The sequence below is a fragment of the Brachybacterium massiliense genome (assembly GCF_900184245.1).
Lineage (GTDB): Bacteria > Actinomycetota > Actinomycetes > Actinomycetales > Dermabacteraceae > Brachybacterium > Brachybacterium massiliense.
In genome coordinates, this window is the sequence record NZ_FXXB01000008.1 from 549,073 (window position 1) to 570,315 (window position 21,243).

21 protein-coding genes, 3 tRNA genes and 1 pseudogene are annotated in these 21,243 nt (G+C 71.2%); 3 read left to right on the forward strand and 22 right to left on the reverse strand.

Features of this window, described 5'->3' with window-relative positions:
- Positions 1–4 precede the first annotated feature (4 nt).
- The 8 genes and pseudogenes from rnc to BN4251_RS12550 form a co-directional block, all read right to left on the reverse strand.
- Positions 5–757, reverse strand: a complete 753-nt coding sequence (rnc, locus tag BN4251_RS12515) for a ribonuclease III (protein ID WP_087485408.1) — start codon at positions 755–757, stop codon at positions 5–7.
- Positions 757–1,365, reverse strand: coding sequence for a YceD family protein (locus tag BN4251_RS12520; RefSeq protein WP_087485409.1), 609 nt, complete (start codon positions 1,363–1,365; stop codon positions 757–759). The genes rnc and BN4251_RS12520 overlap by 1 nt, the downstream gene beginning before the upstream one ends.
- Before the next feature lie 33 nt (positions 1,366–1,398).
- Positions 1,399–1,890 carry a pantetheine-phosphate adenylyltransferase gene (gene coaD, locus BN4251_RS12525; RefSeq protein ID WP_087485410.1) on the reverse strand — a complete coding sequence of 164 codons (492 nt, stop codon included), beginning with the start codon at positions 1,888–1,890 and terminating at the stop codon, positions 1,399–1,401.
- Positions 1,891–1,922: 32 nt separating this feature from the next.
- Positions 1,923–2,273: pseudogene (locus tag BN4251_RS12530) on the reverse strand (DUF3224 domain-containing protein); the annotation flags it as partial.
- Between the two features lie 52 nt (positions 2,274–2,325).
- The gene (locus tag BN4251_RS12535; RefSeq protein WP_087485412.1) at positions 2,326–2,940 is read right to left on the reverse strand and encodes a GNAT family N-acetyltransferase; all 615 of its coding nucleotides are present in this window, start codon (positions 2,938–2,940) and stop codon (positions 2,326–2,328) included.
- A 66-nt stretch (positions 2,941–3,006) separates the two neighbouring features.
- Positions 3,007–4,590 carry an HNH endonuclease signature motif containing protein gene (locus BN4251_RS12540; RefSeq protein ID WP_087485413.1) on the reverse strand — a complete coding sequence of 528 codons (1,584 nt, stop codon included), beginning with the start codon at positions 4,588–4,590 and terminating at the stop codon, positions 3,007–3,009.
- A 469-nt stretch (positions 4,591–5,059) separates the two neighbouring features.
- On the reverse strand, positions 5,060–5,614 hold the full coding sequence (gene rsmD / locus BN4251_RS12545) for a 16S rRNA (guanine(966)-N(2))-methyltransferase RsmD (RefSeq protein WP_087485414.1): 555 nt from the start codon (positions 5,612–5,614) through the stop codon (positions 5,060–5,062).
- A 1-nt stretch (position 5,615) separates the two neighbouring features.
- On the reverse strand, positions 5,616–7,835 hold the full coding sequence (locus tag BN4251_RS12550; protein WP_087485415.1) for an ATP-dependent DNA helicase RecG: 2,220 nt from the start codon (positions 7,833–7,835) through the stop codon (positions 5,616–5,618).
- 264 nt (positions 7,836–8,099) lie between these two features.
- Between BN4251_RS12550 and rpmB the strand changes: the two genes are divergently transcribed.
- Complete coding sequence (gene rpmB, locus BN4251_RS12555) at positions 8,100–8,297, forward strand: 50S ribosomal protein L28 (RefSeq protein ID WP_087485416.1); 198 nt, start codon at positions 8,100–8,102, stop codon at positions 8,295–8,297.
- A gap of 99 nt (positions 8,298–8,396) precedes the next feature.
- On the opposite strand, the gene BN4251_RS12560 is transcribed toward rpmB, so the two are convergent.
- The 3 genes from BN4251_RS12560 to thiL all read right to left on the reverse strand — a co-directional run bounded on the left by BN4251_RS12560 (position 8,397) and on the right by thiL (position 11,487).
- Complete coding sequence (locus BN4251_RS12560; RefSeq protein WP_087485417.1) at positions 8,397–9,308, reverse strand: GNAT family N-acetyltransferase; 912 nt, start codon at positions 9,306–9,308, stop codon at positions 8,397–8,399.
- Positions 9,305–10,381: an NAD(P)-dependent alcohol dehydrogenase gene (locus BN4251_RS12565; protein WP_087485418.1), complete on the reverse strand. Its 1,077-nt coding sequence runs from the start codon at positions 10,379–10,381 to the stop codon at positions 9,305–9,307. Before BN4251_RS12565 ends, BN4251_RS12560 begins: the two co-directional genes overlap by 4 nt.
- A 65-nt stretch (positions 10,382–10,446) precedes the next feature.
- A complete protein-coding gene (thiL, locus tag BN4251_RS12570; RefSeq protein ID WP_245810340.1) occupies positions 10,447–11,487 on the reverse strand; it encodes a thiamine-phosphate kinase in 1,041 nt (346 codons plus the stop codon).
- Positions 11,488–11,587: 100 nt separating this feature from the next.
- Here thiL and BN4251_RS12575 point away from each other — a divergent pair, with 100 nt between their 5' ends.
- Positions 11,588–12,079 (forward strand): DUF3515 family protein, encoded by a 492-nt coding sequence (locus BN4251_RS12575; protein WP_087485419.1) that lies wholly within the window; start codon positions 11,588–11,590, stop codon positions 12,077–12,079.
- Positions 12,080–12,095: 16 nt separating this feature from the next.
- On the opposite strand, the gene BN4251_RS12580 is transcribed toward BN4251_RS12575, so the two are convergent.
- From BN4251_RS12580 to leuC, 7 genes are all read right to left on the reverse strand, one after another.
- Positions 12,096–13,211, reverse strand: a complete 1,116-nt coding sequence (locus tag BN4251_RS12580; protein ID WP_087485420.1) for a D-alanine--D-alanine ligase family protein — start codon at positions 13,209–13,211, stop codon at positions 12,096–12,098.
- Positions 13,212–13,234: 23 nt separating this feature from the next.
- Entirely contained in the window at positions 13,235–14,233 is a 999-nt protein-coding gene (locus BN4251_RS12585; RefSeq protein ID WP_087485421.1) for an NAD(P)H-dependent glycerol-3-phosphate dehydrogenase, read from the reverse strand.
- Entirely contained in the window at positions 14,230–15,030 is an 801-nt protein-coding gene (locus tag BN4251_RS12590) for a lysophospholipid acyltransferase family protein (RefSeq protein ID WP_170931959.1), read from the reverse strand. Before BN4251_RS12590 ends, BN4251_RS12585 begins: the two co-directional genes overlap by 4 nt.
- Positions 15,030–15,611: a DUF2867 domain-containing protein gene (locus BN4251_RS12595; RefSeq protein WP_087485423.1), complete on the reverse strand. Its 582-nt coding sequence runs from the start codon at positions 15,609–15,611 to the stop codon at positions 15,030–15,032. Before BN4251_RS12595 ends, BN4251_RS12590 begins: the two co-directional genes overlap by 1 nt.
- Entirely contained in the window at positions 15,608–16,930 is a 1,323-nt protein-coding gene (murA, locus tag BN4251_RS12600; RefSeq protein WP_087485424.1) for a UDP-N-acetylglucosamine 1-carboxyvinyltransferase, read from the reverse strand. Before murA ends, BN4251_RS12595 begins: the two co-directional genes overlap by 4 nt.
- 97 nt (positions 16,931–17,027) lie before the next feature.
- Positions 17,028–17,642: a 3-isopropylmalate dehydratase small subunit gene (gene leuD, locus BN4251_RS12605; protein ID WP_087485425.1), complete on the reverse strand. Its 615-nt coding sequence runs from the start codon at positions 17,640–17,642 to the stop codon at positions 17,028–17,030.
- A gap of 11 nt (positions 17,643–17,653) precedes the next feature.
- Positions 17,654–19,093, reverse strand: coding sequence for a 3-isopropylmalate dehydratase large subunit (gene leuC / locus BN4251_RS12610; protein ID WP_087485426.1), 1,440 nt, complete (start codon positions 19,091–19,093; stop codon positions 17,654–17,656).
- A gap of 139 nt (positions 19,094–19,232) precedes the next feature.
- Here leuC and BN4251_RS12615 point away from each other — a divergent pair, with 139 nt between their 5' ends.
- Complete coding sequence (locus BN4251_RS12615; RefSeq protein ID WP_087485427.1) at positions 19,233–19,967, forward strand: IclR family transcriptional regulator; 735 nt, start codon at positions 19,233–19,235, stop codon at positions 19,965–19,967.
- Between the two features lie 6 nt (positions 19,968–19,973).
- Here BN4251_RS12615 and BN4251_RS12620 read toward each other — a convergent pair whose 3' ends face one another.
- From BN4251_RS12620 to BN4251_RS12635, 4 genes are all read right to left on the reverse strand, one after another.
- A complete protein-coding gene (locus tag BN4251_RS12620) occupies positions 19,974–20,792 on the reverse strand; it encodes a universal stress protein (protein WP_087485428.1) in 819 nt (272 codons plus the stop codon).
- Positions 20,793–20,905: 113 nt separating this feature from the next.
- Positions 20,906–20,978: transfer RNA gene (locus BN4251_RS12625), tRNA-Glu, on the reverse strand.
- 50 nt (positions 20,979–21,028) lie between these two features.
- Positions 21,029–21,101, reverse strand: a tRNA-Glu gene (locus tag BN4251_RS12630).
- 35 nt (positions 21,102–21,136) lie between these two features.
- A tRNA-Gln gene (locus BN4251_RS12635) sits at positions 21,137–21,208 on the reverse strand.
- Positions 21,209–21,243: the final 35 nt, after the last annotated feature.

Below are 21,243 nucleotides of genomic sequence, written 5' to 3' on the forward strand. Positions count from 1 at the left end.
CTGCTCAGCCTCGGGGGATCAGCGACTCACCGCGCGCGGCGAGGACCTGACGCACCGCGTTCTGGGCGGCGGCGAGCTCGGCGTCCTTCTTCGAGGCGCCGTCGCCGCTCGCGGTGACGATGCCGTCCACGGTGACCGTCGCGGTGAACACCTTCTGGTGCTCGAGCCCCGCCTCGGCGATCGCGTAGGAGACGCTCGACCCCTCGGCCGCGGCGATCTCCTGCAGCCGGGACTTGAAGTCATACCCGGTCTCGAGGAACTCATCGGAGTCGAGCAGCGGACGCAGCAGGTCCAGCACGAACCGACGCGAGACGTCCTGTCCCAGCGCCAGATGGACCGCTCCGATCACGGCCTCGGTGGTGTCAGCGAGGATCGAGGCCTTCGCACGACCGCCGGTGAGGTCCTCGCCGCGGCCCAGCCGCACGTAGGCGCCGAGGTCGAGCTTGGAGGCGATCACGGCGAGCGCGCGGGTGCTCACGGTCGCGGCCCGTCGCCGAGCGAGATCGCCCTCGGGCAGTGTGGGGTGGGAGGCGTAGAGGTGCTCGGTGACGGCCAGCTGCAGCACTGCGTCGCCGAGGAACTCGAGCCGCTCGTTGTGCGGCAGCCCGTCGTTCTCGTAGGAGTAGGAGCGATGGGTGAGCGCCAGCTCGAGCAGCCCGGAGGCCTTGAGATCAGCGGCCTGCGCGCCGTCCAGCGGCAGTCGATCCAGCAGGCCCTGCGGGGCGGCGGCCTCAGTGGCGCGGCGCCTGCGCGCCATCAGGCCTCCTCGTTCCTGCTCGAGCCGTCCTCGTCGGTATCGGTCGACTCTCCGGAGTCCTCGTCCAGCAGGCCCTGAAGCGCCGCGAAGCGGGGATCGATCACGTCGTGGTGGTGGTCCGGATCGTTCTCCATGCGGAAGCCGCACTGGGCGCACAGGCCGGGGCAGTCCTCGCGGCACAGGGGGCGCTCGTCGGCCTCCATCGCGAGGGCGTCGCGCACCAGCGGGCCGACATTGACGGCGTCGTCCTCGAAGAGCACGGAGTCGTCCCTGTCCTCGGCCTTGACCTTCTCCGGGTACATGAACAGCTCGTCGACGCGCGCGGTGACGTCCTGCTCCACCGGGTCGAGGCAGCGGGAGCACTCGCCCTCGAGGTGGGCGGTCACGGTGCCGTGGACGTAGATGCCCTCGACCACGGACTCGAGCTCGGCCTCGACCGCGATGTCCTGCCCCTCGGGGACCTGCATCGCGATGCCGCCGGCCTCACGGGCCGGGGCGGGGACGGTGCGCTCCACGCGGCGGTGGGTTCCGGGGCGGCCGACGAGGTCGATCGCATCGAACTGCAGCGCCGTGTCGAGCGTGCTGCGGGGGGTGGCGTCGGAAGACATCGGTGACGGTCCTGTTCGTGTCGAGGGGGCCATTCAGGATACGGCGGAGGCGGCGCGCAGGGCGTCCAGGGAGGGGCCGGGGAGCATGTCGGAGACATCACCTCCGAGGGCATGGACCTCCCGCACCAGCGAGGAGGAGATGTGCGCGAGGGTCGAATCGGTGAGCAGGAAGACCGTGTCCACACCGGAGAGGTGCTGGTTCATCCGCGCCATCGGCTCCTCGTAGGCGAGGTCGAGCTGGGAGCGCAGGCCGCGCACGACGGCGTCGGCGCCGATGTCCCGGCAGAAGTCGACCAGCAGCCCCTTGGGAAGGGTGCGCACTTCGACGTTGCCCTCGAGCTGCTCCTGCTGGAGGGTCTGCGTGATCGACGCCTTGCGGGCCTCGAGGTCGAGCGTCCCCTTCTTGGAGGGGTTGTGGGAGACGGCGATGACCACGTGATGACCGAGGGCCGCGGCACGACGGGTGAGGTCGAGGTGTCCCAGCGTGAAGGGATCGAACGAGCCGGGCAGGACGACGGTGCTCATGCCGTCACTGTAGTGCGCCGGAGCCGGATCGCTCAGCCCAGGGCGATGGTGACGTGGTGCAGGCCGTCGTCGTCGATGGTGCCGATGGTGAGGGTCCCGGTGGTCCCGGCGAGCTCGCCGGTGCCCGAACCGGGGGCGATCACGTAGCTCAGCTCGGGCTCACCGCCGGCCATGGTGCCGAGCTGCTGGAGCACGAGGGTGCCGCTGCGGCCGTCGAGGGTGCCCTCGAAGGCCTCGGTAGCGATGTAGGAGGCGTTGCCGCCGGCCGGTTCCCCCGCGGTGAGCATGATGCCGCGGGAGCTGCCTTCGAGGGCGCCGGTCCAGGTCTTGGCGAGGTCGAAGCGGTCGGCGGCGCCGGGGAGGTTCTCGGCGGGCGTCAGCGAGACGGTGAAGGCGGCGGCGACCGCTTCGACCCTGGCTGCTGGAGCTCATGCCTCAAGTATCGGTGCCGTGGGGGTGCGGCGCGCCGGTTCCGCGGCGAGCTTCGCTCACGGGGTGCTCGTTCGCGAGCAGCGCGTAGGACATCCCGTCGAGCCAGCGGCCGCTGCGGTGGAGGGACTCCTCGCGGAACACTCCCTCGAGGCGCATGCCGATCTTCTCCATGACGCGGCGCGAGGCGAGGTTCTCAGCGAAGCACGCCGCCTCGACCCGGCGCGCACCGAGGGTCTCGAAGGCGATGCGGAGCAGGGCGGCGGCGAACTCGGTGCCGAGGCCCCGTCCCTGGACGGCAGGGTCGAGCGCCCAGCCGATCTCGGCCTGCTGGCCCTTGGCCTGCTCGACCATGTCGGCCTGGGACCAAGCGTCCTGCAGCTCGACCTTGCCGACGGCGACGATCCGCCCATCGAGCCGACCCACGACGCAACTGTCGAGACCGCGGTCCCACCACTGCTGGTGCGCCTCGGCCGTGGCGCTCAGCGTGGTGGTCCATTCCTGCACCTCCGGCAGGCGGTGCCAGGGCCAGACTGCCGCGGCGTCCTCGGATCGACCTGGACGCAGCTCGAGGCGGGCGGTGCGGAAGGGTGATTCGAGGTCGGTGAGCGAGCGGGACATCGGGACAGAGTAGCGGCCCGTTCAGTTGCGTTCCGGTCCGAAGGGGTCGAGTCGGACGGGGTCGGGTCAGAACGGCACGGGGCGGTGCTCCAGCAGCGGCGCCAGGGGCGGCGGGCCAGGATCGTCGTGCTCGTCGTAGTCGGGATCGCTGTAGTGCTCGAGGAGGTGGAGGCCCCACCGGTCCTGCTCCTCGTGGAGCGGGCTCTCGGCGATGACGTCGTCGAAGTATCCGTTGCGGGTGAGCGCTTCGAACTCGAGGTCGCTGCGGTACTGCTCCCAGGCATGCTGCAGCTGCTCGGACAGCTCCCTGGTGACCAGATCGGTGTTCCGGGCGGCATCGCACACGGCGGCGTCGCCGATCTGCCACCGGGTGGTCCCGGTGTCCTGGTCCCTGACGGGATCCAGCAGGCCCGCCGTCTTCATCCTGTGGTGCAGGCGACACAGGCGATGGAGGTTGTCCAGGGAGGTGGGGCCGCCACGGTCCGGGTTCTCGAGATCGAACTCCTGGATGTGGTCGATCTCCCCGACGGTCATCACGTTGCGGGCGCAGCCCGGGACCGCGCAGACAGGGTCGATCAGGCGGAGGTTCTCTGCCATCGCCGTGGAGGTCCGGTAGGTGCGGGAGGCCGACGGGAGGTAGCCCCCTGCGATCGGCTCGGCGAGCACGCGCTCGAAGGCCGGGGCCTTCGCGACGAGCTCCCGTGCCATGCGCGGCGGGATCGGGATCGTCCCGTCCAGCGTCGCCGGGGCGTTCGAGAGGCCGAGCAGGGTGAGCACGGGGACGACGACGGAGATCCGGAACGCGGGGTCAGGCACCTCGATGGCGCCGGTGTGGAGCTGCGAGCGGACCGCGATCGCGTACTGCAGTGCGGACAGCGGGAGGTGCTTCCCGTCGCGGGCGGCATCGCCGTCGAGGTCGAAGGGGATCGGGGCGCCCGTCTCGAGAGCGTGGCGCTGGGCGTCCTGCACGGCACGGGCGGCGGCGTCGAGCCGCTGACCGAAGGCGGTGATCTCGGGGATCGGGCCGCGGATGATGAGGCAGGCGGTGCCGTCGCCGTCCGGCGAGGGATGGATGCTCACGCTGCGCTGCTCCTCGGGCGACTCCTGGACGGCGTCCGTGCCGAACCATGCGATGAGCAGGCGCAGCTCGCGGTAGAAGCGTTCGACGTCGATCGCCTCGAGCTGCCAGGCTGCTACCCGCTCGTCGACGAGCCGGCGCTGGTGCGCGGTCAGGCGCAGCACGCTGCGGATCAGCCATTCGAACCACTCGATCGGCAGCGCGCCCTCGGCCACGCGGGCGAAGCAGGCGGGCAGATCGGTCACCGCCACATGAGCGTCGCGCAGTCGGTCCTCTCCGCGGGTCGTCTTCACCCGCAGACCCGCGGCGGCGGCCAGGGCGTGGAGCGCCTTCTCCTCGGCCTCGTCCCCCTTCGTCCAGAGCGTGGCGAGATCGTGCATCTCGGCGATGTAGAGCGCGGCATGCTCCTGCCGGCGGCGACGGAAGATGCGCAGCACGGTCTCCGCCTCGGAGCTCCGCGGTGTGACGTCGGCACGCTCGAGGAGCGCCTGGGAGGTCAGAGGGGTGCGGGCCGTGACGTGCTTGAGGGGCGGCCCGTCGGCGCGGCGCGAAGCGGTGGCCTGTTCCCTCATCACCGCTCCTTCCGAATGTCGATCGCGAGCACCCTGCGCTCGGGCGGTGAAGTCCCGGCGACGGTGCGCCCTACCAGTTTAGAACGAGCGCTCGAAAGAGACAAGAGCTCACCCAGTTCGACCCCAGAATGTGGATAACCCTCCACTGTGGAGGAATGGTCAAGATATCCACAGCCAGTGCATGATATGTGGATACTGGCAGGTCATATCTGGTCCAGGGCTAGCCGTTCGGTGGCACAATATTGCTGAGCTGCCGGGCTCGCCCATCATGTGCACTGGCCAGAAGATTGATGCGCAAATAAGCACACCAGCCCCTGCAATTCAAGGCCCCCACAGGAATGTGGATAACCGCCGGGAGGGGCGGGGCCGCCACGCCCCTCACACGGGGCCGCTGCACTGCACCACCGCTCAGGACAGGGCTACGACGCCCCAGCACCCCTCAGGCCGGGCCACCGAACTGCAGCACCCCTCAGGCCGGGCCACCGAACTGCAGCACTGTCTCGCCGTAGCCCTTCGTGCCGTCGTCGGCCCACCCCTCGGGCCAGACGATCGCGGGCGTGCGCGAGGAGCGCTCGATGACCACCAGGGCGTCGTCGGCGAGCGCGGGACGCAGGGCGAGCAGGAGCTGCTCGAGAGACTCGGTGCTGACGTCGTACGGCGGATCGAGGAAGACCAGGGTCGCCCCATGGCCCGCGAGCTGGGTGGCCACGGTCGCCGCCTTCGCGGCGCGGATATCGGTGCGAGCTTCGAGCCCGAGATCGCTCGCTGTGCGGCGCAGCTGCTTGGCGGTCGGGCCGTGCAGCTCCACGAGCACGGCGTGCGCGGCGCCGCGCGAGAGCGCCTCGAAGGCCAGCCCACCGGTGCCGGCGTAGAGGTCGAGCACGCGAGCGCCATCGAGCGCGTCCCAGCCCTCGAGGCGGTTGAACAGGGCCTCGCGCACCTTGTCGGAGGTGGGACGGGTGCCCTTGCCGGGCGGGCCGGGGATGGTGCGGCCGCCGAGGCTGCCGGAGACGATGCGGGGCACGTCAGCTCCTCTCCACGTCGGGGTCGGCATCCCGCAGGCGGTCCGCGATGGCGCCGGCGAGAGCGGGATGGTCGGTGAGATCGGGATCCGCGGCGACGACGGCGAAGGCATCCTCACGGGCCTGTTCGATGGCGCGGGCATCGCGCATCACGTCGAGGTGCTTGAGCGTGCGCTGGAGGCCGGACTGCTCCTCCCCCACCAGGTCGCCGGCGCCACGACGGCGCAGATCGAGCTCGGCGAGCGCGAAGCCGTCGGTCGCTCCGGCGATCGCCTCGAGGTGCTGGGAGTGCTCCTTGCCGGGCACTGCGGAGGTGTCGAAGAAGGCGATGCCGGGATGCTCGCCGCGACCCACACGGCCGCGCAGCTGGTGCAGCTGGGAGACGCCGAAGCGCTCGGCGTCCAGCACGATCATCACCGAGGCGTTGGGGACGTCCACCCCCACCTCGATGACGGTGGTGGAGACCAGTAGATCGATCTCGCCGCTCGCCATCTGCGCCATTACCTGCTGCTTCTCCTCACCGCTCATCCGGCCGTGGAGCACGCCCACGCGCACGCCGGCGAGCTCGGGGCGCTCGGCGAGGCGCTGCGCGGTCTGGGTGACGCCGCGGGCGGGGTCGAGCGCTGGGGGCTGCTCCTTGCCGTTCTCGTCGAGCACGGACGGGGCCGGGGCGTCGTCGGCGGCGTCATCCTCGTCGATGCGGGCGCACACCACGAACACCTGGCGCCCGGCGGAGATCTCCTCCGCGGCGCGCGCCCACATCCGCCGCTCCCACTTCGGGAGCTTCTCGTGGACCACGAAGCTGGTGACCCCGGCCCTCTGCCCGGGGCTCTCGCGCAGGGTGAGCACGTCGAGGTCGCCGACGGTCGCGAGGGCGGCGGTGCGCGGGATCGGGGTCGCGGTCATCACGATCACGTGGGGGCTCTGCCCGGCGGGGCCCTTGGTGCGCAGGCGTCGGCGGTGGTCCACGCCGAAGCGGTGCTGCTCGTCGATCACCACCAGGCCGAGGGAGGCGAACTCGACGTTCTCGGTGAGCAGGGCGTGGGTGCCCACCACGATGCCGGCCTGCCCGGAGGTGATGTCCAGGAGGGTCTCGCGACGCCCCGCGGTGCGCTGGGAGCCGGTGAGCAGGCGCACCCGGGTGGCCTCCTCATGGGCGTCGAGCTGGCCGGCGCGGGCGAGGTCGCCGAGCAGGGTCAGCAGCGTTCGGTGGTGTTGCTCGGCGAGCACCTCGGTGGGGGCGAGCAGGGCGGCCTGGTGGCCGGAGTCCACGGCACGGAGCATGGCGCGCAGAGCCACGACGGTCTTCCCGGAGCCCACGTCGCCCTGCAGCAGCGCGCTGGTGGGGTGACCGTTGCCGATCCGCTCGGTGAGCCGCGCGCCGATCTCGCGCTGTCCGTCGGTGAGGGAGAAGGGCAGGCGCTCGTCGAACAGGCCCTGCAGCGGCCCCTCGGCGGCGAGGACGGGCGCAGGGGTGCGCTGGTCCTGGGCGCGGCGCTGGGCGAAGATCGCCTGCAGCACGAAAGCCTCCTCATAGCGCAGATGCGCCATCCCCTGCTGCATCTGCTCGAGGGTGAGCGGGGTGTGGACGAGGCGGACCGCCTCCTCGAGCGGAGGGAGCCCGCGCCGGGCGAGCACATCGGCGGGGACGGGTCGCGAGAGGGAGCCGGCGAACTCGAGTCCCTTCTCGACGGCCGAGCGCATCGTGGCCTGAGCGATGTTCTGTCGCAGCGGGTAGACCGGCCTCGGACGCTGGGCGAAGGCGCGGCCCTGATCGGTGTCCTCGTAGGGCTCGTAGGTGGGGTGGGCGATCTGCAGCTCGTCGCGATAGTCGTTGCGGCCCACGGTGCCGTGCACGACGATGTGGGCGCCGACGGGCAGGCGCCCTCGGTGCCATGCCACCTGGTGCTGCTTGGTGAGGAAGAAGGTCAGCGGCATGTCCTCGATGCCGTCGGAGACGATGACCTCGAGGACGAATCCGCGACGGCTGCGCATCACACGGTCCCGCAGGGAGACCACGGAGACGACGGCGCTGACCTCCTCGCCCTCGCCCACCTCGTGCAGGGAGCGCAGCGGGGCGGGCACGACGTAGCGGCGCGGGGCGAAACGCATCATGGTGTCCAGGTCCCGCACCCCGAAGGAGGCCATGGCCTTGGACTCCTTGGACACCAGCAGTTCCGACAGCGGCATCGACCCGCGCGAGGACTCCTGCCTCCTGACCATGTGTGCGGCTCCTCGCTCTCGGTCCCGTACAGTGCAGCGTGCGAGGTCCTATCGTGCCACTGTCCTGCACTCTCGTGACGGAATCCACAGTCGGCGGACCGGTCCTCCACTTCTGGCCCGCACGCATCTGAGCTATGATTCCGTGGTTGCCCTGACCGCCGGGGGCTCGCACCTCCGTGCTCACCCAGGTCACCGACCCCGCCGTCCAGGCGCGGGGGTGGAGCGGGCACCGCGATCAGAACATCGACGTACCAGGAGACGACAGTGGCTGCTTCCACGTGTGACATCTGCGCCAAGAGCCCCAGCTTCGGCAAGGCCGTGTCTCACTCGCACCGCCGCACCTCGCGTCGCTGGAACCCGAACATCCAGTCGGTCCGCACTGTGATCAACGGCACCAGCAAGCGCGTGAACGTGTGCACCTCCTGCCTCAAGGCAGGCAAGGTCAGCACGCTCGGTGCCTGAGCGAGACCGCAAGGACTCATCTGCGTGAGCCCTCACCCTTCGGGGTGGGGGCTTTCGTGCATCTCAGACAGCCCCGGCGGCTCAGGCTGCCGAGACAGTTCAGGGCACGTCGCGCAGACGAGCGGTGAGCCCGTTCGGGATCTCGACCAGGTGCACCGGATCCATCTCGGCGCGACGCAGGGTGGCCAGGAGCGGGGCGGTGTGCGGGTCGGTGGGGTGGTTGTCGAGATCGAGCGACTCAGCACCGAGGGCGCGCAGATCCTCGAGCGTCGCCGCGAGGCACAGGGCGACGTCTGCCCGGGCGTGCGGGGCTGCGGCGTCGACGGCTTCGAGGCCGCCCTCGCGGCGAGGGCCGACGGGGTCGGAGTAGAGGTCGGCGAGCGCTGTGATCCTCCCGTCGCGCATCACGGCCCAGGAGTGCTCGAGCACGGACTCCTCGAAGAACTCCTCCCCCACCACGGGCCGCAGCACCTCGCGCAGGGCGGTCGGGGACCAGCTGGCGTGCTGCCAGGCATAGCGGTCCACCAGGGCCTCGACGAGCTGCTCCCGAGGCAGCTCAGCCCAGGGGACGGCGCGGGCGGCACCGTCCTGGGCCGAGCGCGCCACGGCGCACCAGCGAGCGGTGCGCTCGTCGGTGAGATCCACACGCAGCAGCGGCACCTCGAGATAGGTCACCGCGCCCTGGGCGCGGAGAAAGGCGTCACGCTCGGAACCCGGCTCCGCCTTGCTCGACAATGGATTATCGCTGTATTTGCCGAGTTCGTGGAGAAGCGCTGTGCCGTGTCCGCGGCGACGGTGCGCCTCCGCGATCTCGAGCTCCACCAGATCGCGGACGGGATGTGCGGTGTTCGGACCGATGCGGCCCACGCCGATCACCTCGCCGTCGACCTCCAGCACCAGGGCGCGGAAGCCCGCCCGCCACCGATCCGGCTTCAGCCAGCTGAAGCGGTGGCCGTCACGTGCGACGTCGGCCTCGGCGGCGGGGCGGAACCTCCGCGACGGGGTGATCACTCCGCGACGGCGTCCGCGAAGGTGGCGGTGTCGATCACGGCGCGGAAGTGGACCTCTCCGGCGACCACGCGGTCGTAGGCGGCGTCGGCCTCATCGACCCCGATCACCTCGATCTTCGCGACGATCCCGTGCTCGGCGCAGAAGTCGAGCATCTCCTGGGTCTCGGCGATGCCGCCGATGTTGGAGCCGGCGAGCACCTTGTTGCCGCCGATCAGCGAGCCGAAGCCAACGGGCTGCTTCTCAGGGGGAAGGCCCACGACCGCCATCACGCCGCGGGGCGTAAGCAGGCGCAGGTAGCGGTCCACGTCGATGGAGGCGCTGATCGTGTTGAGGATCAGATCGAACTCGCCGCGATGCTCGCGGAAGAAGTTCTCCTCGGTCGTGGCGAGCACGCGGGTCGCGCCGAGGGCGAGGGCGTCCTGCTCCTTCCTCAGCGAGCGGGAGAGCACGGTGACCTCAGCGCCCATCGCGGCGGCGAGCTGCACACCCATGTGGCCGAGCCCGCCCAGGCCCAGCACGGCCACGCGCTTGGCGCGGCCGTCGACCGTCTCGCCCGCGCCCCAGCGGCGCAGCGGGGCATAGGTGGTGATACCGGCGCACAGCAGGGGTGCGGCGGCGTCGAACTCGATCGCGTCCGGGATCCGCAGCACGAAGCGCTCGTTGACCACGACCTTCTCGGCGTAACCGCCCTGCGTGATCGTGCCGTCGACGTCCTCGGCGTTGTACGTGCCCACGTTGCCGTTGAGGCAGTTCTGCTCCTGATCGGCGCGGCACTCCTCGCAGGTGCCGCAGGAGTCCACCATGCAGCCCACGCCCACGCGGTCGCCGACCTTCCACTCGGTGACATCGGAGCCGACGGCGGAGACGACGCCCGCGATCTCGTGGCCGACGGTCAGCGGGAAGTGCGCCTCGCCCCACTCGTTGCGGATAGTGTGGATGTCGCTGTGGCAGATGCCGGCGGCCTTGATGTCGATGACCACGTCATCGGCGCGCGGATCGCGGCGCTCGATGGCGGCGACACGGAAGGGCTGTTCGGGACCGGACTTCTGCAGGGCCTTGACAGTGATCGGCATGGAGGTCTCCTCGACAGCTCGGGGGTCTGGAGGCGCGTGCGCGCCGCCGGACAGCCTAGTGGCGCTCAGGAGAAATGGTCGAAGCCCTCTCCATCGATGGACGCGCCGTCCAGGAGCACTCCCGGCGCCTCTGCTCCGCTCGGCAGCACCCGTCCGATCGCGCGGAAGCCCTCCGGCAGCGCGTCGGGCGCGAAGGTCGCGAGCATCGCGTGCTCCTCGGCCCCGTGGAGCACCCACTGCCACGGGTCCTCCTCCAGCTCGGCGGCGAGCGGGGCGAGCGCGTCCACGTCGAGCTCCAGCGCCGCGCGGTCGAGGTCGAGGGTGACCTGCGAGGCGGCGGCGAGGCGGCCGCCGTCCCGCACCAGCCCGTCGGAGAGGTCCATCATCGCGTGGGCGGCGCGGCCCCCGCCCCAGCCGAGCGAGAGATCCGGCTCGGGGGCGTCGTGCCAGCGCAGCAGCTGCGCGGCCGACGGGTCCTGGATGCGGTCGAGCATGATCGTGGGGCGTCCGCCCTCCCCCGGGCGTACGAGCACCCGCTGGGCGAGCACCAGGGCGAGGCCCGCCGCGGACCGGCCCAGCCGAGGCGCGCCGATCGCGAGGACGTCCCCCGCGCGGGCGCCGGAGCGGGTAAGGGGGCTCTGCTGCTCGGGCAGGGATCCGACGGCCGTGACCGTGACGGTCAGGTGCTCGGCGCGGCCCAGATCGCCGCCGACGATGCTCGCGCCGTCGGCCTCCGCGCGTGCGGTGAGCCCGATCGTGAGCTCCTCGAACACGGAGGCGTGCGTCCCCTCCGGGGCGGAGAGCGAGACCACCAGGGCATGGGGGCGGGCACCCATCGCCGCGATGTCGGCGAGGTTCTGCACCGCCGCCTTGTGGCCGATCCAGCGCGGCGTGGTGGTGTGGCCGAAGAAGTCGTGTCGCTCGACGAGGGTGTCGGTGGTGATCACCAGGCGAGGCGAGGGCAGGCGCACCACGGCGGCGTCGTCCCCGGGGCCGAGCTCGACCTCGGGACCGAGCCGGAGGTGCGGGAGCATGCGGGCCAGGAGGGCGGCCTCGCCGCGCGGGACGGGGTCGCTCGGGACGGCGAGCAGACGGGAGCGGAGCACGCCGAGAGCCTACCGGTCGGGCACACTGGGAGCATGGACCGGGATCGTGGGGGAAGTCGCCTGCCATGCTCCCAGTGTGCCCGACCGGTAGGCTCTCGGCGTGCTCCGCTCCCGTCTGCTCGCCGTCCCCGCCGCCGCTCTGATGGCCGTGGGCCTGGTCTCCTGCGGCACCGTGCAGGTGCCGGCCGGTCCCGAGGCCGCGCACCCCGTGTGCGCGGACGTGATCCTCGGCGCACCGCCGGAGGTGCTCGGCATGGAGCGGCAGGAGACCTCGAGCCAGGGCACCGCCGCCTGGGGCGACGGCGAGGACACCGTGGTGATGCGCTGCGGCGTGACCCCGCCCGGGCCCACCACGGACATGTGCACCCGCCTGGCCGACGGTCAGGGGCTCGAGGTGGACTGGATCGTGCGCGAGCTCGAGGACGGGGTGTTCCTGTACACCACCTACGGCCGCGAGCCCGCGATCGACGTCACGGTGCCGCGCTCGGCCAGCCCGGATCAGCCCTCGGGCGCGGCCATCGACCTCGCCCAGGTGGTCACCCGCAACATCGAGGCGACCGAGCACTGCGTGGGCCCCGGCGACGAGGTGTGAGCAGGAGCAGGACCGCTCAGCGGGGGCCGAGGCGCCGCGTGCGCGCCCGGTCGATCAGCTCGGCGATGAGATCCGGGTAGCGCAGGCCCATGTTCTCCCACAGCACCGGGAACATCGAGTACGGGGTGAAGCCGGGCATGGTGTTGACCTCGTTGATCAGCACCCGCTGGTCACGGGTGACGAACATGTCCACCCTCGCGAGCCCTTCGAGGCCCAGCGCCGTGAAGGCGCGCGAGGCCGTCTCGCGGATCTCCTCGAGCAGCCCGTCGGGCAGTGCGACGGGGACGTCGATGCTCACGGTGCCCTTGCCGAAGTACTTCGCCTCGTAGTCGTAGAACTCGAGATCGTCCCCGACCTTCACCTCGCCGGGGAGCGTGGTACCCGGCTCCTGGCCGTCGCGTCCCTGCAGCACGCCGCACTCGACCTCACGGGCATCCAGCCCCTCCTCGACGAGCACCTTGGGATCCTCGGCGAAGGCGTCCTTCATCGCGGCCTCGAGCTGGGAGGGGTCGTTCACGCGGGTCACCCCGAGGCTCGAGCCGGCGCGCGCGGGCTTGACGAACCAGGGCAGCGGATGATGCTTGCGCAGGTGGGCGAGGACGCGATGGGACTCCGCCGCCCAACGGTCCTCGTGGATCACGATGCCGGGGGCGCATTCGAGGCCAGCGGCGCGCAGCACGAGCTTGGTCGCCGCCTTGTCCATGGCGGTGGCGGAGGCGAGCACGCCGCTGCCCACGTAGGGGATGTCGAGCATCTCGAGCATGCCTTGGACGGTGCCGTCCTCGCCGTAGGAGCCGTGCAGCAGCGGCCAGACGACGTCGACATCGGCGAGATCGTGGACGGCGCCGTCGCGGAGCGTGCGCAGCGTGATCGGCTCGCCCGGGCGGTGACGGACATCCGGCAGCAGCACCTCATCGCCGGCCGACGCGACCTCGGGGGCGCGGCCGTCCACGAGGGTCCAGTCGCTCGGGTCGTCGGAGACGTGGAGCCAGCGGCCCTCGCGGGTGATGCCGATCGCGACGACGTCGAAGCGCTCGCGATCGATCGCGGCGAGGATGCCGCCGGCGGTCACGCACGAGATGCCGTGCTCGCCGCTGCGGCCGCCGAACAGGAGGGCGACGGTGGTGCTCATGGGCCAAGGATATTCACGGAAGCTCACTCCGGGCGCACGGAGCGCGCCAGCAGGGCCGAGGTGACCTTGACGATACGTGCGCCGTGATCCACGACCTCCACCACGGCGCGCGTGATGGGCATGTCCACCCCCAGCTGCCCGGCGAGCTCCGCGACAGCGCGCGCGGTCGCGACGCCCTCGGCGGTCTGCCCCACCTCGGTCGCGGCGGCGTCGACATCGAGCCCGCGGCCCAGGGCCAGGCCCAGCCGGTGGTTGCGGCTCAGCGGCGAGGAGCAGGTCGCGACGAGGTCGCCCATGCCCGCGAGTCCCGAGAAGGTCTCACGCCGACCCCCGAGCGCCACGCCCAGGCGGGTGATCTCCGCAAGGCCCCGGGTGATCAGGGAGGCGGTGGTGTTGTGTCCGTGACCCAGCCCGACCGCAGCGCCGACGGCGATCGCGATGACGTTCTTCACGCTGCCGGCGATCTCGACGCCGATGACGTCGGTCGAGGTGTAGGTGCGCAGGTAGGGGGCGCGGGCCCAGCCGGCCATCGTCTCCGCGAGCTCCTGCGAGGGCGCGGCGACCACGCTCGCGCACGGCCTGCGCTCGAGGATCTCGGCGGAGAGGTTCGGGCCCGAGAGCACGCCCACGAGCTCGGGCACCGCTCCCCCGGCCTGGACCAGGATCTCGCTGATGCGGGCATCGGTGCCGCGCTCGATGCCCTTGGTCAGGGAGAGCACCGGCACAGCGGGAAGAGCCAGCCACGGCGCGAGGGTCGCGCGCATGGACTGCGCTGGGATCGCGACCACCACGCCGTCGGCGCCCTCGAGCGCCTCCTGCACGTCGGAGGTGGCGTGCAGGCCGGCGGGCAGCTCGTGCTCGCCGAGGTAGGTGCTGTTGCGGTGCTGCTCGCGGATCTCGCGGGCGATCTCCTCACGGCGGGCCCAGAGGGTCACCTCGGCCCCGCCGTCGAGGAGCACCTGCGCGAAGGTGGTGCCCCAGCTGCCGGCGCCCAGCACTGCGAGTCGGGTGGTGGAGGTCATGAGGTCTGCTTCCAGGCGATGTATCCGGGCTGCGGCCTGCCCACCTCAGGGCGGTGGGCGTCCCGGCGGCCGTCGTGGAGGGTGGTGGGCGGCTGCTGGCCCCGCAGCTCGCCCAGGAGAGCGGCGATCCGCCCCATCAGGTCCTCGGTGACGCGCACCGCGGCCTGGTGGACCGTCTCGCCCTCCTGGACCGAGACGGTGTACGGCGCGCCGACGAGCATCTGCACACGGCGCCCGGGGCGGGGCCGCGGCAGCGGGGAGCCGACGGGCCACAGCGCGCGGCCGCCCCAGGCCGCGATCGGCAGCAGGGGCGCGCCGGTCTCGAGGGCGAGACGGGCCGCTCCCAGGCGCGCCTGCATGGGCCACAGCTCGCGGTCGCGGGTGTACGTGCCCTCGGGGAAGAGCATGATCAGCTCGCCGCGCTCGAGGGCCTCGCGGGCCGAGGCGAGGGCGTCGCGGCTGCGGGAGGTGCCGCGGTGGACGGGGATCTGGCGGGCGGCGCGCAGGATCCGGCCCAGCACGGGGATGCGGAACAGGGAGTCCTTGGCCAGGAAGCGCGGCGCGATGCCGCCGGCCTGCAGCAGATGGCCGTAGCCGAAGGGATCGAAGGCGCTGAGGTGGTTGCCGCACGCGATCACAGGACCGGACTGCGGCAGGTTCTCGGTGCCCCGCCAGCGGGGCCTCGACAACAGGGTGAGCAGCGGTCGCAGCGGGAGCTGGGCGAGGCCGATGATCGGCCCGGCGCGGCGCGCGGGGACCCTCGCGGCACCGATGTCCCAGCTGCGCAGCAGGGACATCAGCGCTCGGCCGAGGAGCCCCGGCCCAGGGCTCTGCGGGAGACCTGCCCCGTCAACGATGCGGCGCCCGGATCGCCCACCAGGGAGCGACGGCGCAGCGTGGTGGGAGCACGACGGGCCAGGGTGTTCACGGCCGCGGCATGCATCAGGCGGCGCGGGGCGAAGGCCAGGCGGCCGCGCACCGAGAGGTACTTCACCGCGGTGGTCACCTGCAGCAGCTCGCCGCCCGGCAGCAGCGCGACGCCGATGCGCACCGCAAGCTTGTCGTCGTCGTCGATGATCAGCGCCTCGGAGCCGAGCACCTCGTCGGCGACGAACTCCTTCTCCGGCGGGGGCACCATGTCGAACAGACGGATCGCCTCGTCGCGCAGCGCCCGCAGCCCGCGGGAAGCCAGCGGGATGTTCTCGTGGGAGAAGATCGCGTCGGCCCAGAGCCGGGGGTCCTGCTCCTCGACACCGCGGGTGGGGACGATCACCACGTCGCAGTAGTCGGGGATCGGGATGTCGCGCAGGGCAAGGGAGCCGGCCGCCCCGCCCACCGGGCCCGGCACCGGATCGCCGAAGAGACCCTCGGTGCTCATCGGGACTCCTCCCAGAACTCCGCCCCCAGAGCGCCGAGCTTGTCGCGGAAGGACTCGTAGCCGCGATCGATCAGGTCGATGCCGCGGATGGTGGAAACTCCCTCCGCGCCGAGCGCCGCGATCAGGTAGGAGAAGCCGCCGCGGAGGTCCGGGACGGTGATGTCCGCGCCGTGCAGCGCGGTGGGGCCCGAGACCACGGCGGAGTGGTTGTAGTTGGAGCGGCCGAAGCGGCAGCTCGAACCGCCCAGGCACTCCCGGTACACCTGGATGTGGGCGCCCATGTCGCCCAGCGCCGAGGTGAAGCCGAGACGGTTCTCGTAGACGGTCTCGTGGAGGATGGAGATGCCGTCGGCCTGGGTCAGCGCGACTACCAGCGGCTGCTGCCAGTCGGTCATGAAGCCGGGGTGCACGTCGGTCTCCAGCGCGATCGCCTTCAGCGGGGTGCCCGGGTGGAAGAAGCGGATCCCGTCCTCGCGGATCTCCATCCCTCCCCCGACCTTGCGGAAGACGTTCAGGAAGGTCGCCATCGGCTTCTGCTCGGCGCCGCGCACGAAGACTGAGCCCTTGGTGACCAGCGCCGCGCAGGCCCAGGAGCCGGCCTCGATGCGATCCGAGAGCGCGGTGTGCTCGTAGCCGGAGAGCCGGTCCACGCCCTCGATCGTGATGGTGCGGTCGGTCTGCAGCGAGATCAGCGCGCCCATCTTCTGCAGCACGGCGATGAGGTCCTCGATCTCCGGCTCGACCGCGGCGTTGGTGAGCTCCGTGACGCCCTGGGCGCGCACGGCCGTCAGCAGCACCTGCTCGGTCGCCCCGACGCTCGGGTACTCGAGATGGATCTTGGTGCCGCGCAGGCCGTTGGGCGCGGTGATGTAGATGCCCATCTCGCGCTTGTCGACCACGGCGCCGAAGCTGCGCAGCACATCGAGGTGGTAGTTGATCGGCCGGTCGCCGATGCGGCATCCGCCGAGGTCGGGGATGATCGCCTCGCCCAGGCGGTGCAGCAGCGGCCCGCAGAACAGGATCGGGATGCGGGAGCTGCCCGCATGCGCGTCGATATCCGCCACATGGGCGCGCTCGACGTTCGAGGGATCCAGCTGCAGCGTGCCGCCGGCGACGTCGTGCTCGATCTTCACGCCGTGGATGGACAGCAGGTTCGAGACGATCCGCACGTCGGAGATGTCCGGCACCGAGCGCAGCACGCTGGGGTCCTCGCCCAGCAGTGCGGCGACCATCGCCTTCGAGACCAGGTTCTTCGCCCCGCGGACGGTGATCTCACCGTCCAGGGGACGTCCTCCGCGCACATGGAATGTCGAACTCATGGTGTCCTTGCCCTCGAGGGTCAGGCGTCATCGGCGCCCGTCACTGACCGGGTCACCATACCGGAGCGACCTGCTCGCGCCCCGGCAGGTCGCCGCGTCAGTGCGAGTCCGCGGTCCGCGCCGGGAGGGTCTTCGGCATCCAGGCGGGGCGGGTGGCCTCGAAGTCGGTGATGTCCTGCTCGTGGCGGAGGGTCAGGCCGATGTCGTCGAGCCCCTCCATCAGGCGCCAGCGCGTGTAGTCGTCGATCTCGAAGCGGAACGTCGCCTCGCCCGCGTGGACCTGTCGGTTCTCGAGGTCCACGGTCACCTCGGTGCCGGGGTTCTCCTCGAGGATCTTCCACAGCTGCTCGAGGTCGTCCTGGGTGAGGATCCCGGCGACCAGTCCCTGCTTGCCCGCGTTGCCGCGGAAGATCTCGGCGAAGCGGGTGGACAGCACCGCCTTGAAGCCGTAGTCGCGCAGCGCCCAGACGGCGTGCTCGCGGGAGGAGCCGGTGCCGAAGTCGGGGCCGGCCACGAGCACGGAGCCCTTGGCGTAGGCGGGCTGGTTCAGCACGAACTCGGGGTCATTGGTGCGCCAGGCGTTGAACAGGCCGTCGTCGAAGCCGGTCTTGGTGACGCGCTTGAGGTAGACGGCGGGGATGATCTGGTCGGTGTCCACGTTGCTGCGGCGCAGCGGGACGCCGATGCCGGTATGGGTGGTGAAGGCTTCCATGGGGCTGCTCCTCAGGCGATGGGCTGGAGGTCGGAGGGCGCGACGGGGGCGCCGAGGTCCGACGGGGAGGACAGGGTGCCGCGCACGGCGGTGGCGGCGGCGACCACGGGCGAGACCAGGTGGGTGCGGCCGCCCTTGCCCTGACGTCCCTCGAAGTTGCGGTTGGAGGTCGAGGCGGCACGCTCGCCGGGGGCGAGCTGGTCCGGGTTCATGCCCAGGCACATCGAGCAGCCGGCCTGACGCCATTCGGCGCCGAAGTCGAGGAAGATCCGGTCCAGGCCCTCCTGCTCCGCCTGCAGGCGTACCCGGGCCGAGCCGGGCACCACCAGCACGCGCACGTCGGGGTGCTTGGCGCGCCCCTCGAGCACGGAGGCGAAGGCCCGCAGATCCTCGATGCGCCCGTTGGTGCACGAGCCCATGAAGACGGTGTCGACCTTGATGTCCTTCAGCGGGGTGCCGGGGACCAGGTCCATGTACTCCAGCGCGCGCTCGGCGGCGAAGCGGTCGGTCTCGTCCACGAAGTCCTCCGGGGCGGGCACCGCGGAGGACAGCGGCAGGCCCTGGCCGGGGTTGGTGCCCCAGGTGACGAAAGGTTCGAGCTGGTCGGCGTCGATGAACACCTCGGCGTCGAAGACGGCGTCGTCGTCGCTGCGCAGGGTCTTCCAGTACTCGACGGCCTCGTCCCAGTCGGCCCCCTGCGGTGCGTGGGGGCGGCCCTGGACGTAGTCGAAGGTGGTCTGGTCGGGAGCGATCATGCCGGCGCGGGCACCGGCCTCGATAGACATGTTGCAGATCGTCATGCGGCCCTCCATGGAGAGCTCACGGATCGCCTCGCCGCGGTACTCGAGCACATAGCCCGCACCGCCGCCGGTGCCGATCTTCGCGATCACCGCGAGGATGATGTCCTTCGCGGTGACGCCCGGCTTGAGGGAGCCGGTGACGGTGATCGCCATGGTCTTGAAGGGGGTCAGCGGCAGGGTCTGGGTGGCGAGCACGTGCTCGACCTCGGAGGTGCCGATGCCGAAGGCGAGCGCCCCGAAGGCGCCGTGGGTCGAGGTGTGGGAGTCACCGCACACGACGGTGATGCCGGGCATGGTCAGGCCGAGCTGGGGGCCCACCACGTGGACGATGCCCTGCTCCTTGTCGCCGAGCGGGTGGATGCGCACGCCGAACTCCTCGGAGTTCCTGCGCAGCGTCTCGATCTGGGTGCGGGAGGTGATGTCCGCGATCGGCTTGTCGATGTCGATCGTGGGGGTGTTGTGGTCCTCGGTCGCGATCGTCTGATCGATGCGGCGCGGGGTGCGGCCCTCCTGGCGCAGGCCGTCGAAGGCCTGCGGGCTCGTCACCTCGTGGAGGAGCTGGAGGTCGATGTACAGCAGGTCCGGTTCGCCGTTCTCTCCGCGGCGGACCACGTGATCCGCCCAGACCTTCTCCGCGAGGGTCCCCGCCATGTCGATCCTTCCCTGCACCCGATCGGGGTGCGCTGCTGAATGCTGAGACGCGCCCGGAGTGCGGGCGCTCGCTCCATGGTGGGCACGTCCACGATGCGACGCACTTGCGTCTCACCAAATAAGACGGCAGTATCGGAGCATGGACAAGACCACTGAGGAGAACGGCAGCGGCGTCGGCGTGCTCGACAAGGCGGCCATCGTGCTCGGCGCTCTCGAGGCCGCCCCCGCCACTCTCGCCCAGCTCGTGCAGTCGACGGGCCTGGCCCGGCCCACCGCCCACCGTCTCGCGGTGGCGCTCGAGTACCACCATCTGGTCGCCCGCGACATGCAGGGCCGCTTCATCCTCGGCCCGCGCCTGGGAGAGCTCGCGGCGGCGGCGGGCGAGGACCGTCTGCTCGCCTCCGCGGGGCCCGTGCTCGCGGCCCTGCGCGATCACACCGGCGAATCCGCACAGCTCTACCGCCGCCAGGGCGATCACCGCATCTGCGTGGCCGCCGCGGAGCGTCCCATCGGCCTGCGCGATTCGGTGCCGCTGGGCTCGGCGCTGACGATGCGCGCGGGCTCGGCCGCGCAGATCCTGCTGGCCTGGGAGGAGCCCGACCGGCTCCACCGCGGACTGCTGGGCGCCCGCTTCACCGCCACCCAGCTCTCCGCCGTACGGCGCCGGGGCTGGGCGCAGTCCATCGGTGAGCGCGAGCCCGGCGTGGGCTCCGTCTCCGCCCCGGTGCGCGGCCCCAACGGGCGCGTGGTCGCGGCGCTGAGCATCTCCGGGCCGATCGAGCGCATCACGCGCCAGCCCGGACGCCTGCACGCCGCCTCGGTGATGAGCAGCGCGAACCATCTCACCGAGCTGCTGCGCCGCGCCGGCTCCTGAGCCGGATCAGTCCCGCTCGATCCAGACGGGCGTGTTCGCGAAGCGGAGCACGTTGACCAGCTGGCGCGGTGCGGACACCTTGCCGCCCGCCCCCGGGGACCGCTCCCCGGCGACCACCATCAGGCAGGCGTCCTGGCTCGCCTGGATCAGCTCCCTGGGGCTCTCCGAGGCGGCGATCGTCACATCGCGCACGAACACCGAGGGATGGGTGAGCGCGATCCGCTGCGCGGTGCCGGCGAGGATCTCCTGCGCCTGCTCCGGGGTGGTCTCCGGGCGCACCACCAGGTGGATGTCGCGCCCGTACGCGCGCGCGAGATCCGCGGCACGGGTGACGACCTCGGTGGCGACCTCGTGGTGGACCAGCCCGATCGGGCCTCGCCCGTCGATCTCGCCGCGGACCACCACCACGGGGCAGTGCGAGCGCCCGGCCAGCGCCAGGCTCTTGGAGCCGACGATGAGGGTCATCAGGCGGCCGAGCCCTCGCCCGCCGAGCACCAGCAGGTCGGACTCCTCGCTCGCCTCGACCAGCACCGGCACCGCGTTGCCGTCCACGATCTCCGAGGTCACAGGCAGATCCGGGTGATCCTCGCGGATGATCGCGACCGCATCCTGGATCAGGCTGTGCGCGGCGTTGCGGAAGCCTGATCCGGCCATGCCGGAGATCGGGTCGATGTTGACGTCGAGCTCGGTCCACACGAACGCGTGGACGAGATGGAGATGACCGCCGACGGCTGCGGCGTGACGGGTGGCCCAGCGGACCGCCTGATCGGATTCGTCGGCATCGAACACACCGACGGTGATTCTCGGAGCATCGCTGTGCGTCATGTCACGACGATACTCCGCGGCGGCCGCGCGGGCACCCGGAACGGGGGAACCGGCCGTGAGCGGGGCCCGGAACGACGAAGGAGCCGACATCCGAAGATGCCGGCTCCTGCTCGTACCCCGTACCGGATTTGAACCGGTGTTACCGCCGTGAGAGGGCGGCGTCCTAGGCCGCTAGACGAACGGGGCGGACGCAAGGCCTGACGGCCTCGCAGTGCAGGCCCTAGGTGCCTGCGACGTACCCCGTACCGGATTTGAACCGGTGTTACCGCCGTGAGAGGGCGGCGTCCTAGGCCGCTAGACGAACGGGGCGCGAGCCAAGCGACATTCGTGAATGTCGCGCAGCGCTGGGGTACCAGGACTCGAACCTAGAATGACGGTACCAGAAACCGTTGTGTTGCCAATTACACCATACCCCATGGTGAGAAGCACTTTCTGCTGTCCCGATCCGTTC

What these genes read in the sequence shown, in the direction of transcription:
- rnc (WP_087485408.1), bottom strand. Translation starts at nt 757, where the DNA reads ATGGCGCGCAGGCGCCGCGCCACTGAGGCCGCCGCCCCGCAGGGCCTG.
- BN4251_RS12520 (WP_087485409.1), bottom strand. Translation starts at nt 1,365, where the DNA reads ATGTCTTCCGACGCCACCCCCCGCAGCACGCTCGACACGGCGCTGCAG.
- coaD (WP_087485410.1), bottom strand. Translation starts at nt 1,890, where the DNA reads ATGAGCACCGTCGTCCTGCCCGGCTCGTTCGATCCCTTCACGCTGGGA.
- BN4251_RS12535 (WP_087485412.1), bottom strand. Translation starts at nt 2,940, where the DNA reads ATGTCCCGCTCGCTCACCGACCTCGAATCACCCTTCCGCACCGCCCGC.
- BN4251_RS12540 (WP_087485413.1), bottom strand. Translation starts at nt 4,590, where the DNA reads ATGAGGGAACAGGCCACCGCTTCGCGCCGCGCCGACGGGCCGCCCCTC.
- BN4251_RS12550 (WP_087485415.1), bottom strand. Translation starts at nt 7,835, where the DNA reads ATGGTCAGGAGGCAGGAGTCCTCGCGCGGGTCGATGCCGCTGTCGGAA.
- BN4251_RS12565 (WP_087485418.1), bottom strand. Translation starts at nt 10,381, where the DNA reads ATGCCGATCACTGTCAAGGCCCTGCAGAAGTCCGGTCCCGAACAGCCC.
- BN4251_RS12580 (WP_087485420.1), bottom strand. Translation starts at nt 13,211, where the DNA reads ATGAGCACCACCGTCGCCCTCCTGTTCGGCGGCCGCAGCGGCGAGCAC.
- BN4251_RS12585 (WP_087485421.1), bottom strand. Translation starts at nt 14,233, where the DNA reads ATGACCTCCACCACCCGACTCGCAGTGCTGGGCGCCGGCAGCTGGGGC.
- BN4251_RS12590 (WP_170931959.1), bottom strand. Translation starts at nt 15,030, where the DNA reads ATGTCCCTGCTGCGCAGCTGGGACATCGGTGCCGCGAGGGTCCCCGCG.
- BN4251_RS12595 (WP_087485423.1), bottom strand. Translation starts at nt 15,611, where the DNA reads ATGAGCACCGAGGGTCTCTTCGGCGATCCGGTGCCGGGCCCGGTGGGC.
- murA (WP_087485424.1), bottom strand. Translation starts at nt 16,930, where the DNA reads ATGAGTTCGACATTCCATGTGCGCGGAGGACGTCCCCTGGACGGTGAG.
- leuD (WP_087485425.1), bottom strand. Translation starts at nt 17,642, where the DNA reads ATGGAAGCCTTCACCACCCATACCGGCATCGGCGTCCCGCTGCGCCGC.
- leuC (WP_087485426.1), bottom strand. Translation starts at nt 19,093, where the DNA reads ATGGCGGGGACCCTCGCGGAGAAGGTCTGGGCGGATCACGTGGTCCGC.
- BN4251_RS12615 (WP_087485427.1), top strand. Translation starts at nt 19,233, where the DNA reads ATGGACAAGACCACTGAGGAGAACGGCAGCGGCGTCGGCGTGCTCGAC.
- BN4251_RS12620 (WP_087485428.1), bottom strand. Translation starts at nt 20,792, where the DNA reads ATGACGCACAGCGATGCTCCGAGAATCACCGTCGGTGTGTTCGATGCC.